26 protein-coding genes and 2 pseudogenes are annotated in these 23,574 nt (G+C 38.8%); 24 read left to right on the top strand and 4 right to left on the bottom strand.

Annotated elements, in window-relative coordinates:
• Window positions 1-147 precede the first annotated feature (147 nt).
• The 16 genes from rpoB to DQN23_RS00765 all read left to right on the top strand — a co-directional run bounded on the left by rpoB (window position 148) and on the right by DQN23_RS00765 (window position 15,681).
• Window positions 148-3,717, top strand: a complete 3,570-nt coding sequence (gene rpoB, locus DQN23_RS00690) for a DNA-directed RNA polymerase subunit beta (protein WP_043894881.1) — start codon at window positions 148-150, stop codon at window positions 3,715-3,717.
• Window positions 3,718-3,896: 179 nt separating this feature from the next.
• On the top strand, window positions 3,897-7,535 hold the full coding sequence (gene rpoC / locus DQN23_RS00695) for a DNA-directed RNA polymerase subunit beta' (protein ID WP_020915985.1): 3,639 nt from the start codon (window positions 3,897-3,899) through the stop codon (window positions 7,533-7,535).
• A 156-nt stretch (window positions 7,536-7,691) separates the two neighbouring features.
• On the top strand, window positions 7,692-8,060 hold the full coding sequence (locus DQN23_RS00700; RefSeq protein WP_020915986.1) for a DUF1033 family protein: 369 nt from the start codon (window positions 7,692-7,694) through the stop codon (window positions 8,058-8,060).
• 71 nt (window positions 8,061-8,131) lie between these two features.
• Window positions 8,132-9,073: a competence type IV pilus ATPase ComGA gene (gene comGA, locus DQN23_RS00705; RefSeq protein ID WP_020915987.1), complete on the top strand. Its 942-nt coding sequence runs from the start codon at window positions 8,132-8,134 to the stop codon at window positions 9,071-9,073.
• Window positions 8,997-10,040 carry a competence type IV pilus assembly protein ComGB gene (comGB, locus tag DQN23_RS00710; RefSeq protein WP_020915988.1) on the top strand — a complete coding sequence of 348 codons (1,044 nt, stop codon included), beginning with the start codon at window positions 8,997-8,999 and terminating at the stop codon, window positions 10,038-10,040. The genes comGA and comGB overlap by 77 nt, the downstream gene beginning before the upstream one ends.
• Window positions 10,040-10,333: a competence type IV pilus major pilin ComGC gene (gene comGC / locus DQN23_RS00715; RefSeq protein ID WP_020915989.1), complete on the top strand. Its 294-nt coding sequence runs from the start codon at window positions 10,040-10,042 to the stop codon at window positions 10,331-10,333. The genes comGB and comGC overlap by 1 nt, the downstream gene beginning before the upstream one ends.
• A complete protein-coding gene (gene comGD, locus DQN23_RS00720) occupies window positions 10,317-10,748 on the top strand; it encodes a competence type IV pilus minor pilin ComGD (protein WP_020915990.1) in 432 nt (143 codons plus the stop codon). Before comGC ends, comGD begins: the two co-directional genes overlap by 17 nt.
• A complete protein-coding gene (gene comGE / locus DQN23_RS00725) occupies window positions 10,702-10,995 on the top strand; it encodes a competence type IV pilus minor pilin ComGE (protein ID WP_020915991.1) in 294 nt (97 codons plus the stop codon). Before comGD ends, comGE begins: the two co-directional genes overlap by 47 nt.
• Window positions 10,979-11,416 (top strand): competence type IV pilus minor pilin ComGF, encoded by a 438-nt coding sequence (comGF, locus tag DQN23_RS00730; protein ID WP_043894883.1) that lies wholly within the window; start codon window positions 10,979-10,981, stop codon window positions 11,414-11,416. Before comGE ends, comGF begins: the two co-directional genes overlap by 17 nt.
• The gene (comGG, locus tag DQN23_RS00735) at window positions 11,388-11,738 is read left to right on the top strand and encodes a competence type IV pilus minor pilin ComGG (protein WP_020915993.1); all 351 of its coding nucleotides are present in this window, start codon (window positions 11,388-11,390) and stop codon (window positions 11,736-11,738) included. Before comGF ends, comGG begins: the two co-directional genes overlap by 29 nt.
• Window positions 11,739-11,791: 53 nt before the next feature.
• Complete coding sequence (locus DQN23_RS00740) at window positions 11,792-12,748, top strand: class I SAM-dependent methyltransferase (protein ID WP_020915994.1); 957 nt, start codon at window positions 11,792-11,794, stop codon at window positions 12,746-12,748.
• A 53-nt stretch (window positions 12,749-12,801) separates the two neighbouring features.
• On the top strand, window positions 12,802-14,001 hold the full coding sequence (locus DQN23_RS00745) for an acetate kinase (protein ID WP_020915995.1): 1,200 nt from the start codon (window positions 12,802-12,804) through the stop codon (window positions 13,999-14,001).
• Window positions 14,002-14,160: 159 nt separating this feature from the next.
• On the top strand, window positions 14,161-14,358 hold the full coding sequence (locus DQN23_RS00750) for a helix-turn-helix transcriptional regulator (protein WP_020915996.1): 198 nt from the start codon (window positions 14,161-14,163) through the stop codon (window positions 14,356-14,358).
• Between the two features lie 16 nt (window positions 14,359-14,374).
• Window positions 14,375-14,575 (top strand): hypothetical protein, encoded by a 201-nt coding sequence (locus DQN23_RS00755; RefSeq protein WP_058814360.1) that lies wholly within the window; start codon window positions 14,375-14,377, stop codon window positions 14,573-14,575.
• Complete coding sequence (locus DQN23_RS00760) at window positions 14,576-15,031, top strand: ABC transporter permease (protein WP_231853254.1); 456 nt, start codon at window positions 14,576-14,578, stop codon at window positions 15,029-15,031.
• A 14-nt stretch (window positions 15,032-15,045) separates the two neighbouring features.
• The gene (locus tag DQN23_RS00765; RefSeq protein WP_111712559.1) at window positions 15,046-15,681 is read left to right on the top strand and encodes a CPBP family intramembrane glutamic endopeptidase; all 636 of its coding nucleotides are present in this window, start codon (window positions 15,046-15,048) and stop codon (window positions 15,679-15,681) included.
• Between the two features lie 36 nt (window positions 15,682-15,717).
• Here the strand turns inward: DQN23_RS00765 and proC are convergent, their stop codons facing one another.
• Window positions 15,718-16,488 carry a pyrroline-5-carboxylate reductase gene (proC, locus tag DQN23_RS00770; protein WP_020916000.1) on the bottom strand — a complete coding sequence of 257 codons (771 nt, stop codon included), beginning with the start codon at window positions 16,486-16,488 and terminating at the stop codon, window positions 15,718-15,720.
• 61 nt (window positions 16,489-16,549) lie between these two features.
• Window positions 16,550-17,617, bottom strand: a complete 1,068-nt coding sequence (pepA, locus tag DQN23_RS00775; RefSeq protein WP_111712560.1) for a glutamyl aminopeptidase — start codon at window positions 17,615-17,617, stop codon at window positions 16,550-16,552.
• A 117-nt stretch (window positions 17,618-17,734) separates the two neighbouring features.
• On the opposite strand from pepA, the gene DQN23_RS00780 reads away from it, so the two are divergent.
• Genes DQN23_RS00780 through ytpR form a run of 3 tightly spaced genes read left to right on the top strand, consistent with a single transcriptional unit; the run spans window position 17,735 to window position 18,973 of the window.
• The gene (locus DQN23_RS00780; protein ID WP_043894886.1) at window positions 17,735-18,028 is read left to right on the top strand and encodes a DUF4651 domain-containing protein; all 294 of its coding nucleotides are present in this window, start codon (window positions 17,735-17,737) and stop codon (window positions 18,026-18,028) included.
• Entirely contained in the window at window positions 18,021-18,338 is a 318-nt protein-coding gene (locus DQN23_RS00785; RefSeq protein WP_058833292.1) for a thioredoxin family protein, read from the top strand. The genes DQN23_RS00780 and DQN23_RS00785 overlap by 8 nt, the downstream gene beginning before the upstream one ends.
• 8 nt (window positions 18,339-18,346) lie before the next feature.
• Window positions 18,347-18,973, top strand: coding sequence for a YtpR family tRNA-binding protein (ytpR, locus tag DQN23_RS00790; protein WP_111712561.1), 627 nt, complete (start codon window positions 18,347-18,349; stop codon window positions 18,971-18,973).
• A 36-nt stretch (window positions 18,974-19,009) separates the two neighbouring features.
• On the opposite strand, the gene DQN23_RS00795 is transcribed toward ytpR, so the two are convergent.
• Window positions 19,010-19,726: a class I SAM-dependent methyltransferase gene (locus DQN23_RS00795; protein ID WP_020916005.1), complete on the bottom strand. Its 717-nt coding sequence runs from the start codon at window positions 19,724-19,726 to the stop codon at window positions 19,010-19,012.
• A gap of 111 nt (window positions 19,727-19,837) precedes the next feature.
• Between DQN23_RS00795 and DQN23_RS00800 the strand changes: the two genes are divergently transcribed.
• The gene (locus DQN23_RS00800) at window positions 19,838-20,233 is read left to right on the top strand and encodes a single-stranded DNA-binding protein (protein WP_020916006.1); all 396 of its coding nucleotides are present in this window, start codon (window positions 19,838-19,840) and stop codon (window positions 20,231-20,233) included.
• A gap of 139 nt (window positions 20,234-20,372) precedes the next feature.
• Complete coding sequence (locus DQN23_RS00805; RefSeq protein ID WP_014334219.1) at window positions 20,373-20,486, top strand: IS6 family transposase; 114 nt, start codon at window positions 20,373-20,375, stop codon at window positions 20,484-20,486.
• A gap of 82 nt (window positions 20,487-20,568) precedes the next feature.
• Here the strand turns inward: DQN23_RS00805 and DQN23_RS00810 are convergent, their stop codons facing one another.
• On the bottom strand, window positions 20,569-21,867 hold the full coding sequence (locus tag DQN23_RS00810; protein ID WP_014334220.1) for a polysaccharide deacetylase family protein: 1,299 nt from the start codon (window positions 21,865-21,867) through the stop codon (window positions 20,569-20,571).
• Window positions 21,868-22,035: 168 nt separating this feature from the next.
• On the opposite strand from DQN23_RS00810, the gene DQN23_RS00815 reads away from it, so the two are divergent.
• The 3 genes and pseudogenes from DQN23_RS00815 to DQN23_RS00825 form a co-directional block, all read left to right on the top strand.
• Window positions 22,036-22,716 (top strand): IS6 family transposase, encoded by a 681-nt coding sequence (locus DQN23_RS00815; RefSeq protein WP_043894889.1) that lies wholly within the window; start codon window positions 22,036-22,038, stop codon window positions 22,714-22,716.
• A gap of 53 nt (window positions 22,717-22,769) precedes the next feature.
• Window positions 22,770-22,868 (top strand): annotated as a pseudogene (locus DQN23_RS00820) (PTS system mannose/fructose/sorbose family transporter subunit IID); the annotation flags it as partial.
• Window positions 22,869-22,894: 26 nt separating this feature from the next.
• A pseudogene (locus DQN23_RS00825) lies at window positions 22,895-23,179 on the top strand (PTS fructose transporter subunit IA); the annotation flags it as partial.
• Between the last annotated feature and the right edge of the window lie 395 nt (window positions 23,180-23,574).

Below are 23,574 nucleotides of genomic sequence, written 5' to 3' on the forward strand. Positions count from 1 at the left end.
CATCAACGACACACTTGGCGGGGTGTTTTAAGTACCCTAACTATAAAGGTCAAAATGAAAAAGTAATGATTGTTCTCGTCGTATGAAGAGAATTGTGGTTATGATGGAGTTTATAGACCTCTGTATTTTAATGAAGGAGTAAAAAACTTGGCAGGACATGAAGTTCAGTACGGGAAACACCGTACACGTCGTAGCTTTTCAAGAATCAAGGAAGTTCTTGATTTACCTAACTTGATTGAAATTCAAACGGATTCTTTTAAAGACTTCTTGGATAACGGATTAAGAGAAGTTTTTGAAGATGTACTTCCAATTACAAACTTTACGGATACTATGGAACTTGAATTTGTTGGTTACGAATTGAAAGAGCCTAAGTATACGCTTGAAGAAGCTCGTATCCACGATGCATCTTACTCAGCACCTATTTTTGTAACCTTCCGTTTGATTAACAAAGAAACAGGAGAAATCAAAACTCAAGAAGTTTTCTTCGGTGATTTCCCAATTATGACTGAAATGGGTACATTCATCATCAACGGTGGTGAACGTATTATCGTTTCTCAGTTGGTTCGTTCTCCTGGTGTTTATTTCAATGATAAAGTTGATAAAAACGGTAAAGTTGGTTACGGTTCAACTGTAATCCCTAACCGTGGAGCATGGCTTGAATTAGAAACAGATTCAAAAGACATTGCCTACACACGTATCGACCGTACACGTAAAATTCCATTTACAACACTTGTACGTGCTCTTGGTTTCTCAGGTGATGATGAAATCATGGATATCTTCGGTGATAGCGAACTTGTTCGTAACACTATCGAAAAAGATATTCATAAAAACCCAGCAGATTCACGTACTGACGAAGCACTTAAAGAAATTTACGAACGCCTTCGTCCAGGTGAACCAAAAACAGCTGATAGCTCACGTAGCTTGCTTGTCGCTCGTTTCTTTGACCCACGTCGTTATGACTTGGCAGCTGTTGGTCGTTACAAAATCAACAAAAAACTTAACATCAAGACTCGTCTCTTGAACCAAACAATTGCTGAAAACTTGGTTGATGCTGAAACAGGTGAAATCCTTGTTGAAGCTGGTACAGTAATGACACATGACGTTATCGATTCAATTGCTGATCAATTGGATGGTGACCTTAACAAATTTGTTTACACACCAAACGATTATGCTGTTGTCACTGAACCTGTTGTTCTTCAAAAATTCAAAGTTGTATCACCAGTTGATCCAGACCGCGTTGTTACAATCGTTGGTAATGCAAATCCTGATGATAAAGCACGTGCGCTTACACCAGCTGATATCTTGGCTGAAATGTCGTACTTCCTTAACCTTGCTGAAGGTCTAGGTAAAGTTGATGATATCGACCACTTGGGTAACCGTCGTATCCGTGCCGTTGGTGAATTGCTTGCTAACCAATTCCGTATTGGTCTTGCTCGTATGGAACGTAACGTTCGCGAACGTATGTCAGTACAAGATAACGAAGTGTTGACACCACAACAAATCATCAACATCCGTCCTGTAACTGCAGCCGTTAAAGAATTCTTCGGTTCTTCTCAATTGTCACAGTTCATGGACCAACACAACCCACTTTCTGAGTTGTCTCACAAACGTCGTTTGTCAGCCTTAGGACCTGGTGGTTTGACTCGTGACCGTGCTGGTTATGAAGTTCGTGACGTGCACTACACTCACTATGGTCGTATGTGTCCGATTGAAACTCCTGAAGGACCTAACATCGGTTTGATCAATAACCTGTCAACATACGGACACCTTAACAAATATGGTTTCATCCAAACACCATATCGTAAAGTTGACCGCGCTACAGGTGTGGTTACAAACGAAATCGTTTGGTTGACTGCCGATGAAGAAGATGAATACACAGTAGCACAGGCTAACTCAAAACTGAACGAAGATGGAACATTTGCTGAAGACATCGTTATGGGTCGTCATCAAGGTAATAACCAAGAGTTCCCATCAAACATCGTTGACTTCGTTGACGTTTCACCTAAACAAGTAGTTGCCGTTGCGACAGCATGTATTCCTTTCCTTGAAAACGATGACTCTAACCGTGCTCTCATGGGTGCCAACATGCAACGTCAAGCGGTGCCATTGATCGATCCACACGCACCATATGTTGGTACTGGTATGGAATATCAAGCAGCCCACGATTCAGGTGCTGCCGTCATCGCTAAACACGATGGACGAGTTGTCTTCTCTGACGCTGAAAAAGTTGAAGTTCGTCGTGAAGATGGTTCACTTGATGTTTACCACATCACTAAATTCCGTCGTTCTAACTCAGGTACAGCTTATAACCAACACACACTTGTTAAAGTTGGCGATATCGTTGAAAAAGGTGACTTCATCGCTGATGGTCCTTCAATGGAAAAAGGTGAAATGGCCCTTGGTCAAAACCCAATCGTCGCTTATATGACTTGGGATGGTTATAACTATGAAGATGCCATCATCTTGAGTGAACGTCTTGTTAAAGAAGATGTTTATACATCGGTTCACTTGGAAGAATTTGAATCAGAAACACGTGATACTAAGTTAGGCCCTGAAGAAATCACTCGCGAAATTCCAAACGTTGGTGAAGAAGCTCTTAAAGACCTTGACGAAATGGGTATCATTCGTATTGGTGCTGAAGTTAAAGAAGGTGACATCCTTGTAGGTAAAGTAACACCTAAAGGTGAAAAAGACCTTTCTGCTGAAGAACGTCTTCTTCACGCAATCTTCGGTGATAAATCTCGTGAAGTTCGTGATACATCACTTCGTGTACCACACGGTGGAGATGGTGTCGTTCGTGACGTTAAAATCTTTACACGTGCAAACGGTGATGAATTGCAATCAGGTGTTAACATGCTCGTTCGTGTTTACATCGCACAAAAACGTAAAATCAAAGTCGGAGATAAAATGGCCGGTCGTCATGGTAACAAAGGGGTTGTTTCTCGTGTTGTTCCAGTTGAAGACATGCCTTACCTTCCAGACGGAACTCCAGTCGATATCATGTTGAACCCACTTGGGGTGCCATCTCGTATGAACATCGGACAAGTTATGGAACTTCACCTTGGTATGGCTGCTCGTAACCTTGGTATCCACATTGCAACACCGGTCTTCGACGGGGCAACTTCAGAAGATCTTTGGGATACAGTTAACGAAGCTGGTATGGCTAGCGACGCTAAGACAGTTCTTTACGATGGACGTACTGGTGAACCATTTGATAACCGTGTATCAGTTGGCGTCATGTACATGATCAAACTTCACCACATGGTTGATGATAAACTTCACGCACGTTCAGTTGGTCCTTACTCACTCGTTACACAACAGCCTCTTGGTGGTAAAGCACAATTTGGTGGACAACGTTTCGGTGAAATGGAAGTTTGGGCTTTGGAAGCTTACGGTGCATCAAACGTCCTTCAAGAAATCTTGACTTACAAGTCAGATGATGTGACTGGTCGTCTTAAAGCTTATGAAGCCATCACTAAAGGTAAACCAATTCCAAAACCAGGTGTGCCAGAATCATTCCGAGTTCTTGTTAAAGAATTGCAATCACTTGGTCTTGACATGCGCGTACTTGACGAAGATGACAACGAAGTTGAACTTCGAGACCTTGATGAAGGTGAAGATGACGACGTAATGCACGTTGATGATCTTGAAAAAGCTCGTCAAAAACAAGAAACAGAAGAAGATGAAAAAGCTGAAGTTTCTGCAGAAGAAAAATAATAATAGGAAAGAATAATTTGGGCATAAGAGTTGCAAGTAAATCTTGCTCCTCTTGGTCGGATTGTTTGGATAAGTCCTATAACGATAAATGATGTCTTGCAGACAAAAGTTTATAAGTCGTGACAAGTTAGAAAGTAGCTCTGCTATTTTCAAAAGAACAATAAAGAAAGGTAAAACTAGTGGTTGACGTAAATCGTTTTAAAAGTATGCAAATCACATTAGCCTCACCAAGTAAGGTCCGTTCATGGTCTTATGGTGAAGTTAAAAAACCTGAAACAATCAACTATCGTACGCTCAAACCAGAACGTGAAGGTCTTTTTGATGAAGTAATCTTTGGACCAACAAAAGACTGGGAATGTGCTTGTGGTAAATATAAACGTATTCGTTATAAAGGAATTGTTTGTGACCGCTGTGGTGTTGAAGTAACACGTGCTAAAGTTCGTCGTGAACGTATGGGACACATTGAATTGAAAGCTCCAGTATCACACATCTGGTACTTCAAAGGTATTCCATCACGCATGGGACTTACTCTTGACATGAGTCCACGTGCTCTTGAAGAAGTTATTTACTTCGCTGCTTATGTAGTTATCGATCCAAAAGATACTCCGCTTGAACCAAAATCACTTTTGACTGAGCGTGAATATCGTGAAAAATTACAAGAATACGGACAAGGATCATTTGTTGCGAAAATGGGTGCGGAAGCTATCCAAGATCTTCTTAAACGCGTTGATTTGAAATCTGAAATCGCTGAGCTTAAGGAAGAATTGAAAACAGCAACAGGGCAAAAACGTATCAAAGCTGTCCGTCGTTTAGATGTGCTTGATGCCTTCTACAAATCTGGTAACAAACCAGAATGGATGGTACTTAACATCTTGCCAGTTATTCCACCCGATCTTCGTCCAATGGTTCAATTGGATGGTGGACGTTTCGCTGCATCTGACTTGAACGACCTTTACCGTCGTGTTATCAACCGTAACAACCGTTTGGCTCGTTTGCTTGAATTGAATGCCCCTGGTATCATCGTGCAAAACGAAAAACGTATGTTGCAAGAAGCTGTCGATGCTCTTATCGATAACGGTCGTCGTGGTCGTCCAATCACAGGTCCTGGTAGCCGTCCTCTTAAATCTTTGAGCCACATGCTTAAAGGTAAACAAGGTCGTTTCCGTCAAAACTTACTTGGTAAACGTGTTGATTTCTCTGGACGTTCAGTTATCGCTGTAGGTCCAACACTTAAAATGTATCAATGTGGTGTGCCACGTGAAATGGCTATCGAATTGTTCAAACCATTTGTAATGCGTGAAATCGTTGCTCGTGATTACGCTGGTAACGTTAAAGCTGCTAAACGTATGGTTGAACGTGGAGATGAACGTATTTGGGATATTCTTGAAGAAGTTATCAAAGAACACCCAGTACTTCTTAACCGCGCACCTACTCTCCACCGTTTGGGTATCCAAGCCTTTGAACCAGTCCTTATCGATGGTAAAGCACTTCGTCTTCACCCACTTGTTTGTGAAGCCTACAATGCCGACTTCGATGGTGACCAAATGGCCATCCACGTACCACTTTCTGAAGAAGCTCAAGCAGAAGCACGTCTTCTTATGCTTGCCGCAGAACACATCCTTAACCCTAAAGATGGTAAACCAGTCGTAACACCATCTCAAGATATGGTTCTTGGTAACTACTACCTAACTATGGAAGAACCAGGTCGTGAAGGTGAAGGAATGATCTTCAAAGACCGCGATGAAGCAGTTATGGCATACCGTAATGGTTATGTTCACTTGCACACACGTGTTGGTATCACAGTTGATAGCATGCCAAACAAACCATGGACTGATGAACAAAAACACAAAATCATGGTTACAACTGTTGGTAAAATCCTCTTTAACGACATCATGCCTGATGATCTACCTTACCTTCAAGAACCAAACAATGCTAACTTGACTGAAAAAACTCCAGATAAATACTTCTTGGCACCTGGTCAAGATATCCGCACTGTTATCGACAGCTTGGATATCAACGTTCCATTCAAGAAGAAAAATCTTGGTAACATTATCGCGGAAATCTTTAAACGTTTCCGTACAACAGAAACATCAGCCTTCCTTGACCGCTTGAAAGACCTTGGTTACTACCATTCAACTCTTGCTGGTTTGACAGTGGGTATCGCCGATATCCCAGTTATCGATAACAAACAAGAAATTATCGATGCAGCCCACACGAAAGTTGAACAAATTAACAAAGCCTTCCGTCGTGGTTTGATGACTGATGATGATCGTTATGTTGCTGTTACAACAACATGGCGTGAAGCTAAAGAAGAACTTGAACAACGTCTGATTGAAACACAAGATCCTAAGAACCCTATCGTTATGATGATGGACTCAGGAGCTCGTGGTAACATCTCTAACTTCTCACAACTTGCCGGTATGCGTGGTTTGATGGCTGCTCCGAATGGACGTATCATGGAATTGCCTATCTTGTCTAACTTCCGTGAAGGTTTGTCTGTCTTGGAAATGTTCTTCTCAACTCACGGTGCTCGTAAAGGTATGACTGATACAGCCCTTAAGACTGCTGACTCTGGTTACCTTACTCGTCGTTTGGTTGACGTTGCCCAAGATGTTATCATTCGTGAAGACGATTGTGGAACTGACCGTGGTCTTGTCATCCGTGCTATCACTGATGGTAAAGAAGTTACAGAAACTCTTGAAGAACGTCTTGTTGGTCGTTACACTAAGAAATCTGTTAAACACCCTGAAACTGGCGAAGTTATCGTTGGTCCAGACGTATTGATTACTGAAGATATGGCAGCTGAAATTGTTAAAGCTGGTGTAGAAGAAGTAACAATCCGTTCAGTATTTACATGTAACACTCGTCATGGTGTATGTCGTCACTGTTATGGTGTCAACCTTGCTACAGGTGATGCGGTTGAAGTTGGTGAAGCAGTTGGTACAATTGCCGCTCAATCTATCGGTGAACCTGGTACACAGCTTACAATGCGTACCTTCCACACGGGTGGTGTTGCGTCAAATACCGATATCACACAAGGTCTTCCTCGTATCCAAGAAATCTTTGAAGCTCGTAACCCTAAAGGTGAAGCAGTTATCACTGAAGTTAAAGGTACTGTTGTTGACATCGAAGAAGATGCTTCTACACGTACTAAGAAAGTTTACGTTCAAGGTAAAACTGGTATGGGTGAATACGTGGTACCATTCACAGCTCGTATGAAAGTAGCTATTGGTGATGAAGTTCACCGTGGTGCTTCACTTACTGAAGGTTCTATCCAACCTAAACGTCTCCTTGAAGTTCGTGATACATTATCAGTTGAAACTTACCTTCTTGCCGAAGTACAAAAAGTATACCGTAGCCAAGGGGTAGAAATCGGTGATAAACACGTCGAAGTAATGGTTCGTCAAATGCTTCGTAAAGTTCGTATCATGGATCCAGGTGATACAGATCTTCTTCCAGGTACACTTATGGATATCGCAGACTTCACAGATGCTAACAAAGATGTTGTTATCTCTGGTGGTATTCCTGCAACTGCACGTCCAGTACTTATGGGTATTACTAAAGCTTCGCTTGAAACTAATTCATTCTTGTCAGCTGCATCATTCCAAGAAACAACTCGTGTTCTTACAGATGCTGCTATCCGTGGTAAAAAAGATCACCTTCTTGGTCTTAAAGAAAATGTTATCATCGGTAAAATTATTCCAGCTGGTACAGGTATGGCACGTTACCGTAACCTTGAACCACAAGCTGTTAATGAACTTGAAACAAGTGAAGAAGCTGAAATAGTTGAAGCAACTGCAACAACAGAAGCAGAATAATCTGATTTCACATTTTAGTTTAATAAATGAAAAAGGCCTGAGTTTATCTCAGGCCTTTTTGTTAAGCTTTTTTAGATGATAATGGTTATAAATAAGCAAATATATTTTAAATTAGCTTTAATTCTTATATAATAAAGAGCATAAGGAAGTGAAAAAATGTATCAAGTAATCAAAATGTTTGGGGACTGGGAACCTTGGTGGTTTTTGGATGATTGGCAGGATGATATCATCGAAGAACAAACTTTTGAATACTTTGAAGAAGCTGTGTCATTTTACAAATCAGAATGGCAATCGTTAAGAATGAATCTGCCGATCTGTAAGTGTCATGATAATTTTCAAGCTGCTTTCTGGGATCAAACCGAGAAACGTTGGTGTGAAAATTGTGGTGATTATTTGCAGCAATATCATTCTCTTTTAATCTTAAAGGATGGGCAAGAATTGACGAAAGAGTATTTTGCTTATCATTTTAATGTTCGAGATGACGAACCAAGCCCCAGACCTCAAAATTGCAAATTTAAACCTTAATCATGGAAGTTTTCCATGGTTTTTTTCTTTTTTTGAGATTTTTTTACGAATATAAAAGTGAGGAGGTCAACATGATTCAGGAAAAAGCAAAGCAGCTGATTAAGGATGCTGTTGAAAAGAATGTGCAAGATATTTACATTGTTCCTAAGAAGGAGCACTATGAAATTTATCAACGTGTTGGAGATGAACGTCAGTTTATCCAAGAAGTTGCTAGTGATGAAATGACAAGCGTGATTAGTCACTTTAAATTTGTTGCGGGAATGAATGTTGGTGAGAAACGTCGTAGTCAGCTAGGGTCTTGTGATTATGAATTTGCTGAGGGTGAAGAGATTTCACTGCGTTTATCCACTGTTGGTGATTATCGCGGGCGTGAGAGCCTGGTCATCAGACTTCTTTATTCAGGTCGTCATGATTTGCAATATTGGTTCGATGGGATGAAGAATATTTTAGAGGCGATTGATAGTCGAGGCCTTTATCTTTTTTCCGGGCCGGTAGGGAGTGGAAAGACTACTCTCATGTATCAATTGGTTCGTGAAAAGTTCCCCGATAAGCAGGTCATTACGATAGAAGACCCTGTTGAGATTAAGCAGGATAATATGTTGCAGCTGCAGCTTAATGATGAAATTGGCATGACTTATGATAATCTCATTAAACTCTCGCTTCGCCATAGACCTGATATTTTAATTATTGGAGAGATTCGTGATAGTGAGACAGCGCGTGCGGTTATTAGAGCTAGTCTAACAGGTGTGCTCGTCTTTTCAACTATTCATGCGAAAAGTATCCCAGGTGTTTATGCCAGATTATTGGAGTTGGGAGTTAGTAGACAAGAGCTCGAAAATAGTTTACGAGCGATTATTTATCAACGATTAATTGGCGGTGGAGGTATTGTGGATTTTGCCAAAGGAGATTTTGAACACTATCCCCCAACAAGGTGGAATGAGCAAATTAAAAGCCTTGCTAGGGACGGACATATTGGCCTTGAGGAAGCAAAAATCGAAAAAATTGCCCTTTAAAAAACAGCAGAAGGTGATTCAATTATTTAACAATCTCTTTAACAGCGGCTTTAATTTAACAGAAATTGTTTCTTTTTTGAGACGAAGTCAGTTGTTGGCGGAAGTTTATGTGGACAGTATGCAAGAGTCATTGTTAAGTGGGGCAAGTTTGGCAGATATGATGGCTAAGCTGGGCTTTTCAGATACAATTGTCACCCAGATTGCTCTTGCGGATGTTCATGGGAATTGTCAGCAGAGTTTGTTAAAAATTGATGGTTACTTGGCTAGTATGTCAGTTGTTCGAAAGAAATTGATTGAAGTGGCGACTTATCCTTTGATTTTGTTTAGCTTTTTAATTCTGATTATGTTGGGCTTGAAAAATTATTTGCTGCCGCAGTTGGAAAATCAAAATTTTGCAACTCAGATTATCAGCCATTTTCCTATGATTTTTTTGGGTGGCTTTGCTCTTTTAGCTTTAGGAATTCTGCTTGGGGTTCTGTATGCCGAGCACTTATCGCCAATTTATCTGTATAGTCAGTTAAGTCGTTTGCCAATATTTGGTCGGCACGTGCGCCTTTATTTGACGGCTTATTATGCGCGTGAGTGGGGAAATCTTATCGGACAAGGTATCGAACTGATGGAGATTGTAGAGCTTATGCAGCGGCAAAAATCACGTCTCTTTCAGGAAATTGGAAAAGATATGCAGGAAGCTTTGTTGTCTGGTCAGTCTTTTCATCAGAAAGTGCTGGATTACCCTTTCTTTTTGCGTGAACTTAGCTTAATGATTGAATATGGCGAGGTCAAGTCAAAATTAGGTCGTGAGTTAGATATTTATGCCGAAGAGACTTGGCAGAATTTCTTTAGTCAATTGACGCAGGCAACGCAGCTAATTCAGCCTTTGGTCTTTGTCTTTGTTGCTTCAATCATCGTTTTAATTTATGTGGCAATGCTTTTGCCGATGTATCAAAATATGGGAGGAAATTTTTAATGAAAAACATTTGGAAAAAACTACGTAAAAAGTCTGTAGAAGCTTTTACACTTGTGGAGATGTTGATTGTTTTGCTAATCATTGGTGTCTTGATGCTGTTATTTGTGCCAAACTTGAGCAAGCAAAAAGAGGTTGTGCATGAAAAAGGAGATGCTGCTGTTGTCAAAGTTGTCGAAAGTCAGATGGAGCTTTATGAAGTGAAGACAGGTAAACAACCAACTGTAAATGATTTGGTGAAAGCTGAATATATTTCAAAAGACCAAGCTCAAACATATAATGCGGCTAAAAAATAAAGCTTTTTACGCCTTTACCCTTATCGAAAGTTTGCTGACTTTAGCAATTTCTTGTTTTATGGTCATCATGCTATCAGGTTCGGTCAATCATATTTTTCAATCGGTCGATGAAACTTTGTTCTTTCTTTCCTTTGAAAATCTTTATCGCGATACACAAAAATTGGCTAGTATTAAGCAGGAAAGTCAGACTTTGCAGATATCGCAAGATGCGATTTCAAATGGAATCACTAGTGTTAAGGTTCCTAAAACTGTATTGGTTGACAAGAATTATCAGCTTGTTTTTGATAAATCAGGGGGTAATTCATCTCTTACCAAGATACAGTTTCATACAGAAAACCAGGCAATCGATTATCAATTGTACATAGGAAGTGGTAACTATAAAAAAACAGAAACTAAAAGCTTACATACTCCTTGAGGGCTTGGTAGCTCTTGCTTTATTAGCAACGATTATCAGTCTGGTCTTAGGAGAAATGGACCGTAGTCGCACTCAAATGCAAGAGAGTTTGCATCAGCAAGAAGTACTTAATGTAGCGACCATGGCCGTTCAAACAGGACAAGACCATTTGGCCATTAATGGGGTTGAGGTGCGTATGGTTAAGCATGATAATGAGATTTCCGTTTATGATGGGCAAAATGAGGTGCTGCATGTCACGAAAAATTAGATTAAGAGCTTTTACCCTTTTAGAAAGTTTGGTAGCTTTGCTGGTTATCTCAGGTTCCATATTGGTTTATCAAGGATTGACCCAAAGCATTTCAAGCAATGTCCATTATTTATCGGCGAATCAAGAGGAAAAATGGTTGCTCTTTTCTCAGCAGCTGCGTTCTGAGCTTGCTGGTTGTCAGTTGAATAAAGTTGCTGACAACAAACTCTATGTTAGTAAAGGTAATCAGCAATTGGCTTATGGCTTGTCTAAGGCTGATGATTTTCGAAAAACAAATGCCTCAGGTCAGGGTTATCAACCCATGTTCTTTGGCGTGACGTCATCTAGCATCAGTCAGGATGGCAATAAGGTGATAATTAAACTGCAATTAGGCAGTGATATGGAGAGATGTTTTGTTTACACTTTTAAGACGACAAGTTAAAGCAGGAATTTTATTATATGCCTTACTGATGGCGGCTATCTTTGCACTGCTTTTGCAATTTTATTTGGGGCGCGTGGTTGCAAGTGAACGTCAACATCAGGCACAGATAAAATCAGCCCAAGCTTACCTGATGGCAGAAATGAGTAAAGACTTGGCTGATGAGGAATCAGGACAATACCAATTTGATAAAGGAACAGTAAGTTATCACTACAAAGACAAACTCTTAGTAGAGACCGTTACGTTAGGTAGCAAGGAGGAGTTTCAATACACGTTTTACCTTCCTAAGAAAGAAAAAAAAGCACTTGAAAAAGAAAGTCACTAGTGCTTTCTTTTCATTTTCAAGGTTTTTTGATATGATTAGTCTTGGAGGGGAAAATGAATTTTGAAAAAATCGAAACAGCTTACGGGCTGATTCTAGAAAATATACAGTTAATCGAAAATGAGTTGAAAACACACATTTACGATGCTCTTATTGAACAAAACTCTTTTTATCTTGGTGCTGAAGGTGCCAATGAGACAGTAGCTGCTAATAATGAAAAACTACGCCAACTTGATTTAACTAAAGAAGAATGGCGTCGTGCTTTTCAGTTTATTTTTATTAAAGCTGCTCAAACAGAAGCACTTCAGGCAAATCACCAATTTACACCTGATGCAATTGGCTTTATCTTAATGTTCCTTATTGAGAATTTGACAGCTTCAAAAGAACTTGATGTTTTAGAAATTGGTAGCGGAACAGGTAACCTTGCACAAACCTTGCTCAATAATTCATCTAAAGACTTGAATTACCTTGGAATTGAAGTTGATGATTTGTTGATTGACTTGTCAGCAAGTATTGCCGAAGTGATGGATTCTAAAGCTCAGTTCATTCAAGAAGATGCTGTGCGCCCACAGATTCTTAAAGAAAGTGACGTCATCATCAGTGACCTTCCAGTCGGCTTCTATCCCAATGATGAAATTGCAAAACGCTACAAAGTAGCAAGCAGTGAAGAACACACTTATGCGCATCATTTGTTGATGGAACAATCTCTCAAATATCTCAAAAAAGATGGTATTGCTGTCTTTTTAGCACCGGTTAGTCTTTTGACAAGTAAACAAAGTGATTTGTTAAAGGCATGGTTGAAGGATTACGCTGATGTTATTGCGGTGATTACTTTACCAGAACCTATTTTCGGCAATGCGGCCAATGCTAAGTCAATTTTTGTCTTGAAGAAACAGGCTGAACATACTCCAGAAACATTTGTTTACCCGCTTGCTGACTTGCAAAGTCGCGAAGTTTTAACAGATTTTATTGAGAAATTTAAAAAATGGAATGTTGAAAATATGATTTTTTAAAATAGTTGTGCTAAAATGGAGATATATTATGAAAGCGCTCTAGAGGTAAATTTATGGCGAAAACTATTTCTATTAATGCAGGAAGTTCAAGTCTCAAATGGCAACTGTATAAGATGCCTGAGGAAGAAGTTATTGCAAAAGGTTTAATCGAACGTATTGGCCTTGCAAATAGTGTTTCTACAGTGAAATTTAATGGTCAGAAGTATTCGGAAACGAAAGACATTCCAGACCATACAGCTGCTGTAAAAATCCTTCTTGATGACTTGATTTCGATGGACATTATTGCTAGTTATGATGAAATAACTGGTGTTGGTCACCGCGTGGTGGCTGGGGGTGATTATTTCAAAGAATCGGCCCTGGTAACCGATAAGGTGATTCAACAGGTTGAAGAATTGTCAATGCTAGCACCGCTTCATAATCCTGGAGCAGCTCTTGGGATTAAAGCGTTCAAGGAAATATTGCCTGATATTACGAGCGTTGTTGTTTTTGATACTGCTTTCCATATGACAATGCCTGAAGTAGCTTACCGTTATCCTATTGCTAATCGTTATTACACTGATTATAAGATTCGTAAATATGGAGCACACGGTACAAGTCATCAGTACGTTGCCCAAGAGGCAGCTAAGGTTTTAGGCAAACCTTTAGAAGACTTGAAATTGATTACTTGTCATATTGGTAATGGAGTCTCTATTACAGCCATTAAAGGTGGTAAATCTGTTGATACTTCAATGGGATTAACTCCGCTTGGTGGTACAATGATGGGAACACGTTCAGGAAGTATTGATCCAGGTGTCATTACTTATCTTCTAGAATGTGAGCCAGCGATGGCTGATCCTAAAAAAATTCGTACCATCTTGAATCGTGATTCAGGTTTACTCGGTATTTCGGAAAAATCAAGCGACATGCGTGATATTCTAGTAGGAAAAGCAGAAGGTGATGAAAAATGCCAACTTGCTTATGATATGTATGTTGATCGCTTGAGAAAATATATTGGACAATACTTCGCCGTTTTAAACGGTGCCGATGCTATTGTCTTCACCGCCGGTATCGGTGAAAATTCTAGTGATGTTCGTGCGGATGTCATTTCTGGAATGACTTGGTTTGGTGTCGATGTTGACCCAGCTAAGAATATTTCAGGTGCTTATGGTGTGATTTCAACAGATCAAGCTCGCGTAAAAGCAGTTGTTATTCCAACGGATGAAGAACTTGTGATTGCGCGTGATGTTGAACGTTTCAAACACCCTACTAATTAGTTATCAAAATATTATGATAAGACCAGAAAAGCTGACCTATGGGTCAGCTTTTTTGATGCTTTTATAAAAAATGTAAAACAAACTTGACATAAAATGTAAAGCGTACTATACTTTAAATGTAAAGTTAACTTTACTAATGATAAGTCGTTGGAGGGATAAATGGAAACAAGAATTCAAGAACTTCGAAAAGCAAATAAAGTTAGCCAAGCTGAGCTTGCTGAGGCACTTGGAGTTACCAGACAAACCATTATTTCCTTAGAAAAAGGACGCTATAATGCTTCTTTAGAATTAGCGCATAAAATTGCCAAATATTTTGGCATAACAATTGAGGAAATCTTTATTTTTGATGAAGCGTAAAGGGGGAGATGTAGAAATGGAAAAGATTAGAGCTATAGTTGATAGGCAAGAAAGTAGAAAAGAAACTGGAATGTTCTTGTTGTTTTTAGGAGAAAGTTTATTTGTTTTTAGCTACTTCATGAAGATGAGCGATTTTCTTTTTGGGATGGGGCTTGGTATGAGTATGATATTAAATTTACTTGCAGTGATTTTTCTATCAGCAAAGGGAGAGGAGTAAATGATGTTATTAAAAGCTGTTGCTAGCTGGAACCGTAAGAAAAGTTTTGAAGAGTATCGCCGATATTTACTAAGACTTTCATACTTTATCTTAGCTTTATCTGGCCTTAGTTTGGTGTTAGCTAGTTTGATAAGAGACAATGATTTTGCGTCAGGATTAATGCTTGGTGGTAGCAGTGCTGGTCTTGTTTTTGCTATTTACTATTGGCTGCTTTCTCGTCAGCCAAAACGTTTAAAAGCTGCTTACATTGCTCTTTATGATGAACGTAATCAGTATATTTTACGAGTGACTGCTGTATCAACTTTGATTTTTATGTTTCTTGTAAATGTGATTATGATTGCTTTGTATGCCTTCCTGGGCATTGCCTTTTCTTATGTTATTTTATTGATGATTTGGTTGTATTGTTTGCTTTTAGGATTTTTAGGCTTACGAATTATTTTTTCAAAGATTTTATAATGGGGGAGATTCTTATGAAAAAATTGGTATCATTTTTTAAATATTTGGGGTTAGCGGTAGGCGTGATTTTCTTGGAACAGTTGCCTGTTGCTTTTCTAAGAAAAAATCAGCCTTTTTGGCAAATACTTATGCTGATTCTAGCTTTTTTAGTGGTGACTTTAGTAACGGTTTTGATTGCTAAGCGTTTAGGCTTTTTAAATCATGCTAGTCAGTTGTTGACGAGAGATGCTTGGAAGAGTATTTTTATGGGATTTTTAGTTATGATTCCTGTGAGAATGCTTGGAGGCATTACTTTAGTTTTGGAGCATGGTACAAAGGCAAATACGCTGAATCAATCAGTTATTGAAAATCTTGGCATGTCACCAGCTTTGCTTTTTGTGATGACAGTTGTGGCAGCTCCAATTATTGAAGAATTTGTTTTTCGTGGGTTGATTGTCAAACAAGCCTTTCATTTTTCTAAGTTAGGTGTTTTGGTCAGCAGTTTGCTTTTTGGAGCACTTCATATGCCGACAGATTTGGGAAGTTGGATTCTTTACGGTGGTATGGGATTAGTGTTAGCGATGATTTATCGCAAAACACAAAAGCTAGAGTTTTCTATTGCTGTTCATGCTCTGAATAATTTTCTAGGTGTTCTTAGTATGATTTTATAAAAAAAAGCGACTGAATTCAGTCGCTTTCTTGGTGTATTACAAGGCTTTTGCTTTTGCAATTGTCGCATCAATACTTGAAACAACGCTTGCAGTTAAGCCAGTTTTTTCAAGGTCTAGAAGGCCTGCAATGGTTGTTCCACCAGGACTTGAGATTTTATCAATCAAATCGTGTGGGCTGTCAGAACCTTGAAGAAGATTTTCAGCACTAGCAAGGACTGTTTGTGTCACGATGTCTAGTGATTTTTCTTTTGGAATACTGTATTTAACACCAGCTTTGGCAAGTGCCTCGATAAAGAGGTAAATGTAAGCTGGGCTTGATCCAGCAAGGGCTGTAAAGGTATCAAAATCTTTTTCAGGGATATCAAAGGTTGAACCAAAACTGTCAGTGATTTCTTTGGCAGTTGATAGAAGTTCAGCAGAGACTTTGTCATTTGTACAAATAGCAGTTGTACTTTTCAAGATTTGTGCATTAAGGTTTGGCATAATGCGGATTAATGGAAGGTTTGGATCTGTTAATTTACCAAGGCGTTCAAGAGTGACACCAGCTGCCATTGAAAGAATAGGTTGGTGGAAGCGAAGTCCAGCAAGGACAGGTTCAAACATTTGTGGCTTGATGCCAAGGACAACCAAATCAGATTGGTCGATGAGTTCTTGGTGTGAAAGTGCTGCTTCAACTTCAAGTTGTTCTGCAATTTCGCGTGAGCGAGGAAGTGAAGAACCTGAAATGATGATATTGTGTGATGTTGTATTAAGTCCATTGATGATGGCAGTTGCCATTTTTCCGACTCCGATAAATCCGATTTTCATAGTAAAACAAAGGGGAAAGTACAAGAGAAATGTTTAATGACCTGAGTCCCCTAGCTCCTTTCTAGTATTTTTTGATGAGGTCAACAGTTGAGCGGTCTAATTTTTTAACGATAGCTTGAATGAAGGCTTGGGCTTGCAAGAAATCATCCATAGTATAAAGGCTTTGATGTGAGTGAATGTAACGTGCACAAACACCGATAGTTGTTGATGGGATACCATCGTTTTTGAGGTGAGCAGCACCAGCGTCTGTACCACCTTTTGCAGCATAGTATTGGTATTTGATGCCTGCTTCTTCGGCAGTTGTGAGCAAGAAGTCACGCATGTCTTTTAACATAACATGTCCTGGATCGTAGAAACGGAAAAGTGTTCCGTCACCGATTTTGCCTTGGTTGCCATAAATGTCGCCAGCAGGTGAACAGTCAACGGCAAAGAAGAGTTCTGGTTGGAATTTAGTTGCTGAGACATGTGCCCCGCGAAGACCAACTTCTTCTTGAACGTTAGCTCCAGCGATAAGGGTGTTATCAAGTTTTTGTCCTTTAAGGCTTTCAAGCAATTCTGTTACCATAAGCACACCAAAGCGATTGTCCCAAGCTTTTGAGATAACATTTTTTTGGTTAGCTGTAAGGATTGTTTCAGATTTTGGCACGATGATATCGCCAGGAAGGATACCAAATGCTTCGGCTTCAGTTTTATCTGTAAATCCAGCATCAAAAATGATGTCATCGATTTTTGGAAGAGAAGCAGAGCCATTTGCACCGCGAAGGAAGTGTGGTGGGACTGAGCCAGAAACAACAGGGATGGCAGAGCCGTCATGTGTGTAAAGTGTGAAACGTTGAGAACTTAAAACGAGTGGGTTCCAGCCCCCAATACCAACAGCACGCAATGTTCCGTCAGCTTTGATGTCGCTGACCATAAAACCGACTTCATCCATGTGGGCAGCAACCATGATGCGTGGGGCATTTTCAGCGTCAGAGTGTTTGATACCGAAAATACCCCCAAGTCCATCAGTTTGCACCTCATCAACAAGTGAAGTGATTTTTGAGCGAAGATAGTCACGAATGCTGTGTTCGTATCCAGCGATACTGTCAAGTTCAGTGACTTCTTTTATTTTTGAAAATAAATCTGACATAAAAACCTCGATTCTATGATTTCTATTTTACCACGTTTTCTGACAATTTTTAGATTGAAATAACATTGAATATTTGGACCTTGGTATTATGTGCTGAAATATGCTAAAATAAAGCGTATGAGAAACAAAAAAAGAAGCTTACTGCCAAGTCTTGGTCTAGTGGGAGTCGGCGGTGTCATCGCTTTGGGAGCAATCTTAAAGAAGAAACGCGAAGAAAAGCGACAAGAACAGATTAAAAATGCTATTCGTGAATATTTCAGCCGATTTGGTAGCATTTTGGTGCTTTATTTGAATGCTTATGAATCTGATGCAGAAAAGATGACTGGGGGTCTCGTTTTAGAGGACGGTCGGACGTTTCAATTTGTTTACCAAGATGGTGAGATTAGCTATGAGGAGGAGAAAAATGATTAGCCCAAAATCCTATGAAGAAATGGCTACCTATCTAGAAAAACCTGAAAAAGTGGTTTTCTTTTTTACGGCAAATTGGTGCCCAGACTGCCAATTCATCTATCCAGTCATGCCTGAAATTGAAGCAGAAAATCCTGAATTCACCTTTGTCCGTGTGGATCGTGATGATTTCATGGAAGTAGCACAACGCTGGAATATTTTTGGGATTCCAAGTTTTGTAGTGACTGAAAATGGAAAAGAAATTGGTCGTTTAGTTAATAAATTACGCAAAACCAAAGCAGAAATTAGCAGCTTTTTAGCTAGATTGAAATAGGAGAGAAAATGATTTTTACGTACAACAAAGAACATGTCGGTGATGTCCTCATGGTAATTGTCAAAGATAGCAAAGGTGCTAAACTTGACTATGAACGCAAAGGCAATGTCTCACGCGTTTTCCTTGAGAAAAATGGTGAAACAGTGGCTTGGAATATTTTTGAAGTATCAAGCCTAATTGCAATTGATGGTGTTGGACAAGTGACTTTGTCTGATGAAGACGTTGCTAAATTGAATGCTGAGTTGACAAAAGAAGGCTTTAGCGAACAATTGGAAAATGACCCTTCACCAAAATTTGTTGTTGGTCAAATCAAAGAAATGGTTGCTCACCCAGACAGTGATCACTTGAACATTTGCCAAGTGCAAATTTCAGATGATAAAACTGTTCAAATCGTCGCTGGTGCACCAAACGCCGCAGTTGGTTTGAAAACAATCGTTGCCCTTCCAGGTGCTATGATGCCAAACGGAAGCCTTATCTTCCCAGGTGCCCTTCGTGGTGAAAAGAGCTTTGGTATGATGTGCTCACCTCGTGAATTGGCACTTCCAAATGCTCCACAAAAACGAGGAATCATCGAACTTGATGACATAGCTGTAGTCGGTGAAGCCTTTAATCCAGCAAAACACTGGAAAGGATAACATAATAAAAAACGAGTTAGAATAATCTAGCTCGTTTTAGTTTTTTCGTAAAGTAAGGTGTTGTAGAAAAGCGATGTCTTTATAGGGCTTTTGATTAGCGACAGCTAATTCCATTTTTGTTAAACGTTCTAGCCAACCATCCTCAGTTTTGAATTCATTTGGCTGAAGGGCATAAAATGTGCGCAGACCTTGGTAATTTTCAAGAGTAAAGTTAGTTTTGTTGGTAAGCTCTTCAATACTGTAAGTTTCCCCACGTCCGAATGATGAACTATTGTAACTGTCTTTCCCATCTAAGAGATAAAGTGCATCTTCAATATTATTGTTAAAAATGACTTGATGTAAGACTTTTCCAGTAAGATTGTGTTTAATTAAGGAAAGTTCACCATGTGGTTTTAAGAGGCGTTCAAATTCATTAAGGTATTTTTGATGTTGAGATTTGTCGATGTATTCAAAGACATTGTGACAAACGATGATATCAAAAGATGAATCAGGTAATTCTTTTAAAGCATCTAGACTACCATTGATTTTAGTGAAGGTCTGTGTGCCATCTGCAAAAAGCATATCAGCATTTGGCTCAATCGCAGTAACGGTATTATTTTGTGATAAATATTCTGAGGTTGTTCCAAAACCAGCACCAAAATCAAGGACTTGTTTATCTTTGATGTGGCTTAGTTGTGCAAAAATCAAACGGTACATGATTTTTCCCCAAGGCTGATTCAGCATTTCTTTGTAGGCATTGATGTTGACTGTCATAAAATCTCCTAGCTTGTAAAATATATTTTATTTTAACAGAATATTTTGAAAAAATTCTTTTTTAAAGTGGATTACCAAATTTTTTTCGAATAATAAGATAGGAGGTAATTGATGTATAATAAAGTTATTATGATTGGGCGTTTGACAGCGCAGCCTGAATTGGTGACAACGCCAACCGAAAAATCTGTTACACGTGTAACACTAGCCGTTAACCGTCGTTTTAAATCACAAAATGGTGAGCGTGAAGCGGATTTTATTTCGCTTGTGGTTTGGGGGAGTTTAGCAGAAACGCTCGTTTCTTATGCTGGAAAAGGGAGTTTGATTTCTGTTGATGGAGAGCTTCGTACGCGTAAATACGAAAAAGATGGTCACACCAATTATGTGACAGAAGTGCTCTGCCATTCTTTCCAACTTTTAGAAAGCCGTGCCCAACGTGCCATGCGAGAAAATAATGTGGCAAACGACCTCGCTGACTTAGTTTTAGAAGAGGAAGAATTGCCGTTTTAACCAACCCAAGCTCGAGTTATTTTTTGACTTGGGCTTTTTTTGTTATTTAGTGAGATAAATTTTTCGGTTCTGTTGCAAAGTTTTAAATCTACTATCAAATAAGGTAGAATAATAGAAAAAGATAGCAGGAGGAATGACGATGAATCATTTTAAAGGAAAGCAATTTCAGCAGGATGTGATTATTGTAGCCGTGGGCTACTATCTTCGTTATAACCTTATCCACGGTGTTCAAGAAGCAACTCCTCAGCAATAAGCGCTAGATTTCCAAAATATGAGAAACTATTTTAGAAATCTAGTTCTTATTTGCTCGGAGCTGGACGCTTCTTTCACAACCTCTATCCTCGATCTTTTTGGTCATACACTTCTTTGACGTTGATAAATTGATCAAGTATTGGATTTTCTCCTTTTAGGTCAGCTTCGAAACGGATACCGTCAATATTGATTCTGGCGTTACGGTAGTAGTCAGTTCCTAGTTGTCCCCATGCAGGAGTTGAGGCATCGACATTGCAGAAGATATCAAATCCTTGTTGTTTCAAGTAAGCAAATTTTTGATTTGCTTCAGAATAAGGTTGCCAATCGCTGATGTCAGCGCCAAATGGGTAGATCAAAATATTTGTTTTGCCTAAAATAGGTGCAACTTCATTTTGCCAACGTTCATTATCTTGTTGGATATCGGCTAAAGAAGCTTGTGTCATATTCAAGTGTCCCCAAGTATGAGAAGCAAAACTCCAACCATCTTTCTTTAATTGATCAGCAACTTTTTTGGCTGCTTCGATTTCTTTGTTTGTTTTTTCGTTATCACCATATTCTGATTTTGATGTACGGTAACCTAATACACCATTATAGCCTGTTAAAGCTAATGTTCCTTTGGCGCCTTGATAAGAAAAATCGGGATGTTTTTTAATGAATGAATCGATCAATGGAACCATATCATAGTCACCAACAGTTTCCTTCTTATTGTCGATATAAATATTCTTGATTTGGTTCTGTTTATCGACAATCAACTTACTTGGAAATCCTGAATTGTCCATGTATTCATAATAGCTGACATCGTCTTGCGAAAGAATTAACGGTTTCTTTCCTTCTGGAAGAGAAACACCTGTAAAGGTCAGTTTTCCATCTGTTCCTTTTTTGACTAATCCATTTAGGTTAACAAGAACATAGTTATTTTTATATAACTGATCAATGGTTTTATTGAATTCGGAAATAGTGACCATATAATCTTTATACCCTTGTGCTTGCTGGGTATGAAAAGCCTTAGCTGGATCAACAATCAGACTATGAAAGAAGACGTGTGAGATTTTGGTCGGGTCTTCCCATTTTACCAAGGATTCTTTTTCTTTTTTCAAAGTTGCTAACAATTGTTGCGCTTCTTTGGCGTCGTCTTTTTCAAGTAAGGCGATGGCTTCATCATAATGATAACTTGCAGCAAGCTGTTTTGCTTGATCAAGCTGTTTCGTCGTTTGTTTATCTTCAACAGGTTTTGAGCTGCTGCTTGAGTGTTGAGTTGTTTGACTAGTGTTTTCTAATTTATTGTTTGTTGCTCCTTGTGTAACAAAAAAGATACTTACACCTAGAATAATAACAGTGCATACAGAAGTGACAGCCAATATGATTTTGTGTGTATGTTTCATTTTATCGTCCCCTACTACTTTTTGATTTCAAAAACCCCCGTAAGCTTTTCTTAACCTTTTGAAAAACTTCCCATAACCATTGTAACGAATATAGGGTTCGTTTGCAAAGTTTTAAATCTACTATCAAATAAGGTAGAATAATAGAAAAAGATAGCAGGAGGAATGACGATGAATCATTTTAAAGGAAAGCAATTTCAGCAGGATGTGATTATTGTAGCCGTGGGCTACTATCTTCGTTATAACCTTAGCTATCGTGAAGTTCAAGAAATCTTATATGATCGTGGCATTAACGTTTCTCATACGACGATTTATCGTTGGGTGCAAGAATATGGCAAACTACTCTATCAAATTTGGAAAAAGAAAAATAGACAGTCCTTCTATTCGTGGAAAATGGATGAAACCTATATCAAAATTAAGGGGCGTTGGCATTATCTCTATCGAGCGATTGATGCGGACGGTTTAACCTTAGATGTCTGGTTACGAAAGAAACGAGATACACAAGCCGCTTATGCTTTTTTAAAACGACTCCATAAACAATTTGGACATCCTAGAGTCATCGTAACAGATAAAGCTCCCTCTATTGGATCTGCCTTTAAAAAGTTACAAAGAAACGGGTTATACACCAAAACAGAGCATCGAACCGTGAAATATCTTAACAATTTAATAGAACAAGACCATCGACCAATTAAACGACGGAATAAATTTTATCGAAGTCTACGTACTGCCTCAACCACGATTAAGGGCATGGAGACCCTTCGAGGAATATACAAAAAGAACCGAAGAAATGGAACACTCTTCGGCTTTTCAGTTTCTACTGAAATCAAAATATTAATGGGAATACCTGCTTAAATTGACGGTTGGTCAGAGATAGTGTTTTTGAGTTTCAGACTTTGCAACAGAACCAGAAAAACATCTCACCAATCAAAGTAATGCTTCTTTTAGTAGTCGTTGCCTTTGTCGGTGTTCTTGTTGGCTTCTTCAACCCTGGTCTGTCTTACTAATCCAGCAGATATTGAAGGTAATTATTATGACAAAATCAGAATTAATCAGATGTTATGAAACTGAAATAGCTTATCAAAAACACATGCTTGAAAATTTAGGTCGTTGGATGACCTTATTTCTAGCAGTAACGAGTTTAGGATTTTTACTCATTTATTTCTTTAACAAACACATCACTTTGCTAATTCTCGGTTTTGTCTTAATGATTTCTGGAAGTATAGAAATGCTGTTATTTGGTTACGGCATATACCATGGCAAAAAGAATGTTGCCAAGGTTATTGATGATTTTGAAACGAAACTCAATCTTTTAAAAAACTATTCTAAAATAGCAATACAAAAAAATTACAATACTTACTCAAACACTCAACATGAAAAAGTTTCTAGCAGATAATCTCCATGCTAGGAACTTTTTTATTATTATTATTTTTCTGAATTTTAAAAATATATTGACAAAACATCAAAATAAGGCTAGAATAGTTTACAATCAAAAACAATTGATGCAAGTCAATACCTAGCACTCATTGATTTGTAAATCTTAACAGGAGAAAAAGTATGCTTAATTTAATGTCTATAACGACTGAAAAACTGAATCGATACTATTACTTTAGTTTCTTTAGATAGACGTTTGTAGCCATCATGGATGCAAACGTCACCTGCGTTTGTATCTATGAAGCTAAAGCATTTTGCCTGTTTTGAAAAGCCGATTAG

This window comes from Streptococcus lutetiensis (genome assembly GCF_900475675.1).
Classification (GTDB): Bacteria; Bacillota; Bacilli; order Lactobacillales; family Streptococcaceae; genus Streptococcus; species Streptococcus lutetiensis.

Coding starts and splice junctions, on each gene's coding strand:
- DQN23_RS00700 (WP_020915986.1), top strand. CDS start 7,692: ATGTATCAAGTAATCAAAATGTTTGGGGACTGGGAACCTTGGTGGTTT.
- comGA (WP_020915987.1), top strand. CDS start 8,132: ATGATTCAGGAAAAAGCAAAGCAGCTGATTAAGGATGCTGTTGAAAAG.
- comGB (WP_020915988.1), top strand. CDS start 8,997: ATGAGCAAATTAAAAGCCTTGCTAGGGACGGACATATTGGCCTTGAGG.
- comGC (WP_020915989.1), top strand. CDS start 10,040: ATGAAAAACATTTGGAAAAAACTACGTAAAAAGTCTGTAGAAGCTTTT.
- comGD (WP_020915990.1), top strand. CDS start 10,317: ATGCGGCTAAAAAATAAAGCTTTTTACGCCTTTACCCTTATCGAAAGT.
- comGF (WP_043894883.1), top strand. CDS start 10,979: ATGTCACGAAAAATTAGATTAAGAGCTTTTACCCTTTTAGAAAGTTTG.
- DQN23_RS00740 (WP_020915994.1), top strand. CDS start 11,792: ATGAATTTTGAAAAAATCGAAACAGCTTACGGGCTGATTCTAGAAAAT.
- DQN23_RS00745 (WP_020915995.1), top strand. CDS start 12,802: ATGGCGAAAACTATTTCTATTAATGCAGGAAGTTCAAGTCTCAAATGG.
- DQN23_RS00750 (WP_020915996.1), top strand. CDS start 14,161: ATGGAAACAAGAATTCAAGAACTTCGAAAAGCAAATAAAGTTAGCCAA.
- DQN23_RS00755 (WP_058814360.1), top strand. CDS start 14,375: ATGGAAAAGATTAGAGCTATAGTTGATAGGCAAGAAAGTAGAAAAGAA.
- DQN23_RS00760 (WP_231853254.1), top strand. CDS start 14,576: ATGATGTTATTAAAAGCTGTTGCTAGCTGGAACCGTAAGAAAAGTTTT.
- DQN23_RS00765 (WP_111712559.1), top strand. CDS start 15,046: ATGAAAAAATTGGTATCATTTTTTAAATATTTGGGGTTAGCGGTAGGC.
- proC (WP_020916000.1), bottom strand. CDS start 16,488: ATGAAAATCGGATTTATCGGAGTCGGAAAAATGGCAACTGCCATCATC.
- pepA (WP_111712560.1), bottom strand. CDS start 17,617: ATGTCAGATTTATTTTCAAAAATAAAAGAAGTCACTGAACTTGACAGT.
- DQN23_RS00780 (WP_043894886.1), top strand. CDS start 17,735: ATGAGAAACAAAAAAAGAAGCTTACTGCCAAGTCTTGGTCTAGTGGGA.
- DQN23_RS00785 (WP_058833292.1), top strand. CDS start 18,021: ATGATTAGCCCAAAATCCTATGAAGAAATGGCTACCTATCTAGAAAAA.
- ytpR (WP_111712561.1), top strand. CDS start 18,347: ATGATTTTTACGTACAACAAAGAACATGTCGGTGATGTCCTCATGGTA.
- DQN23_RS00795 (WP_020916005.1), bottom strand. CDS start 19,726: ATGACAGTCAACATCAATGCCTACAAAGAAATGCTGAATCAGCCTTGG.
- DQN23_RS00800 (WP_020916006.1), top strand. CDS start 19,838: ATGTATAATAAAGTTATTATGATTGGGCGTTTGACAGCGCAGCCTGAA.
- DQN23_RS00805 (WP_014334219.1), top strand. CDS start 20,373: ATGAATCATTTTAAAGGAAAGCAATTTCAGCAGGATGTGATTATTGTA.
- DQN23_RS00810 (WP_014334220.1), bottom strand. CDS start 21,867: ATGAAACATACACACAAAATCATATTGGCTGTCACTTCTGTATGCACT.
- DQN23_RS00815 (WP_043894889.1), top strand. CDS start 22,036: ATGAATCATTTTAAAGGAAAGCAATTTCAGCAGGATGTGATTATTGTA.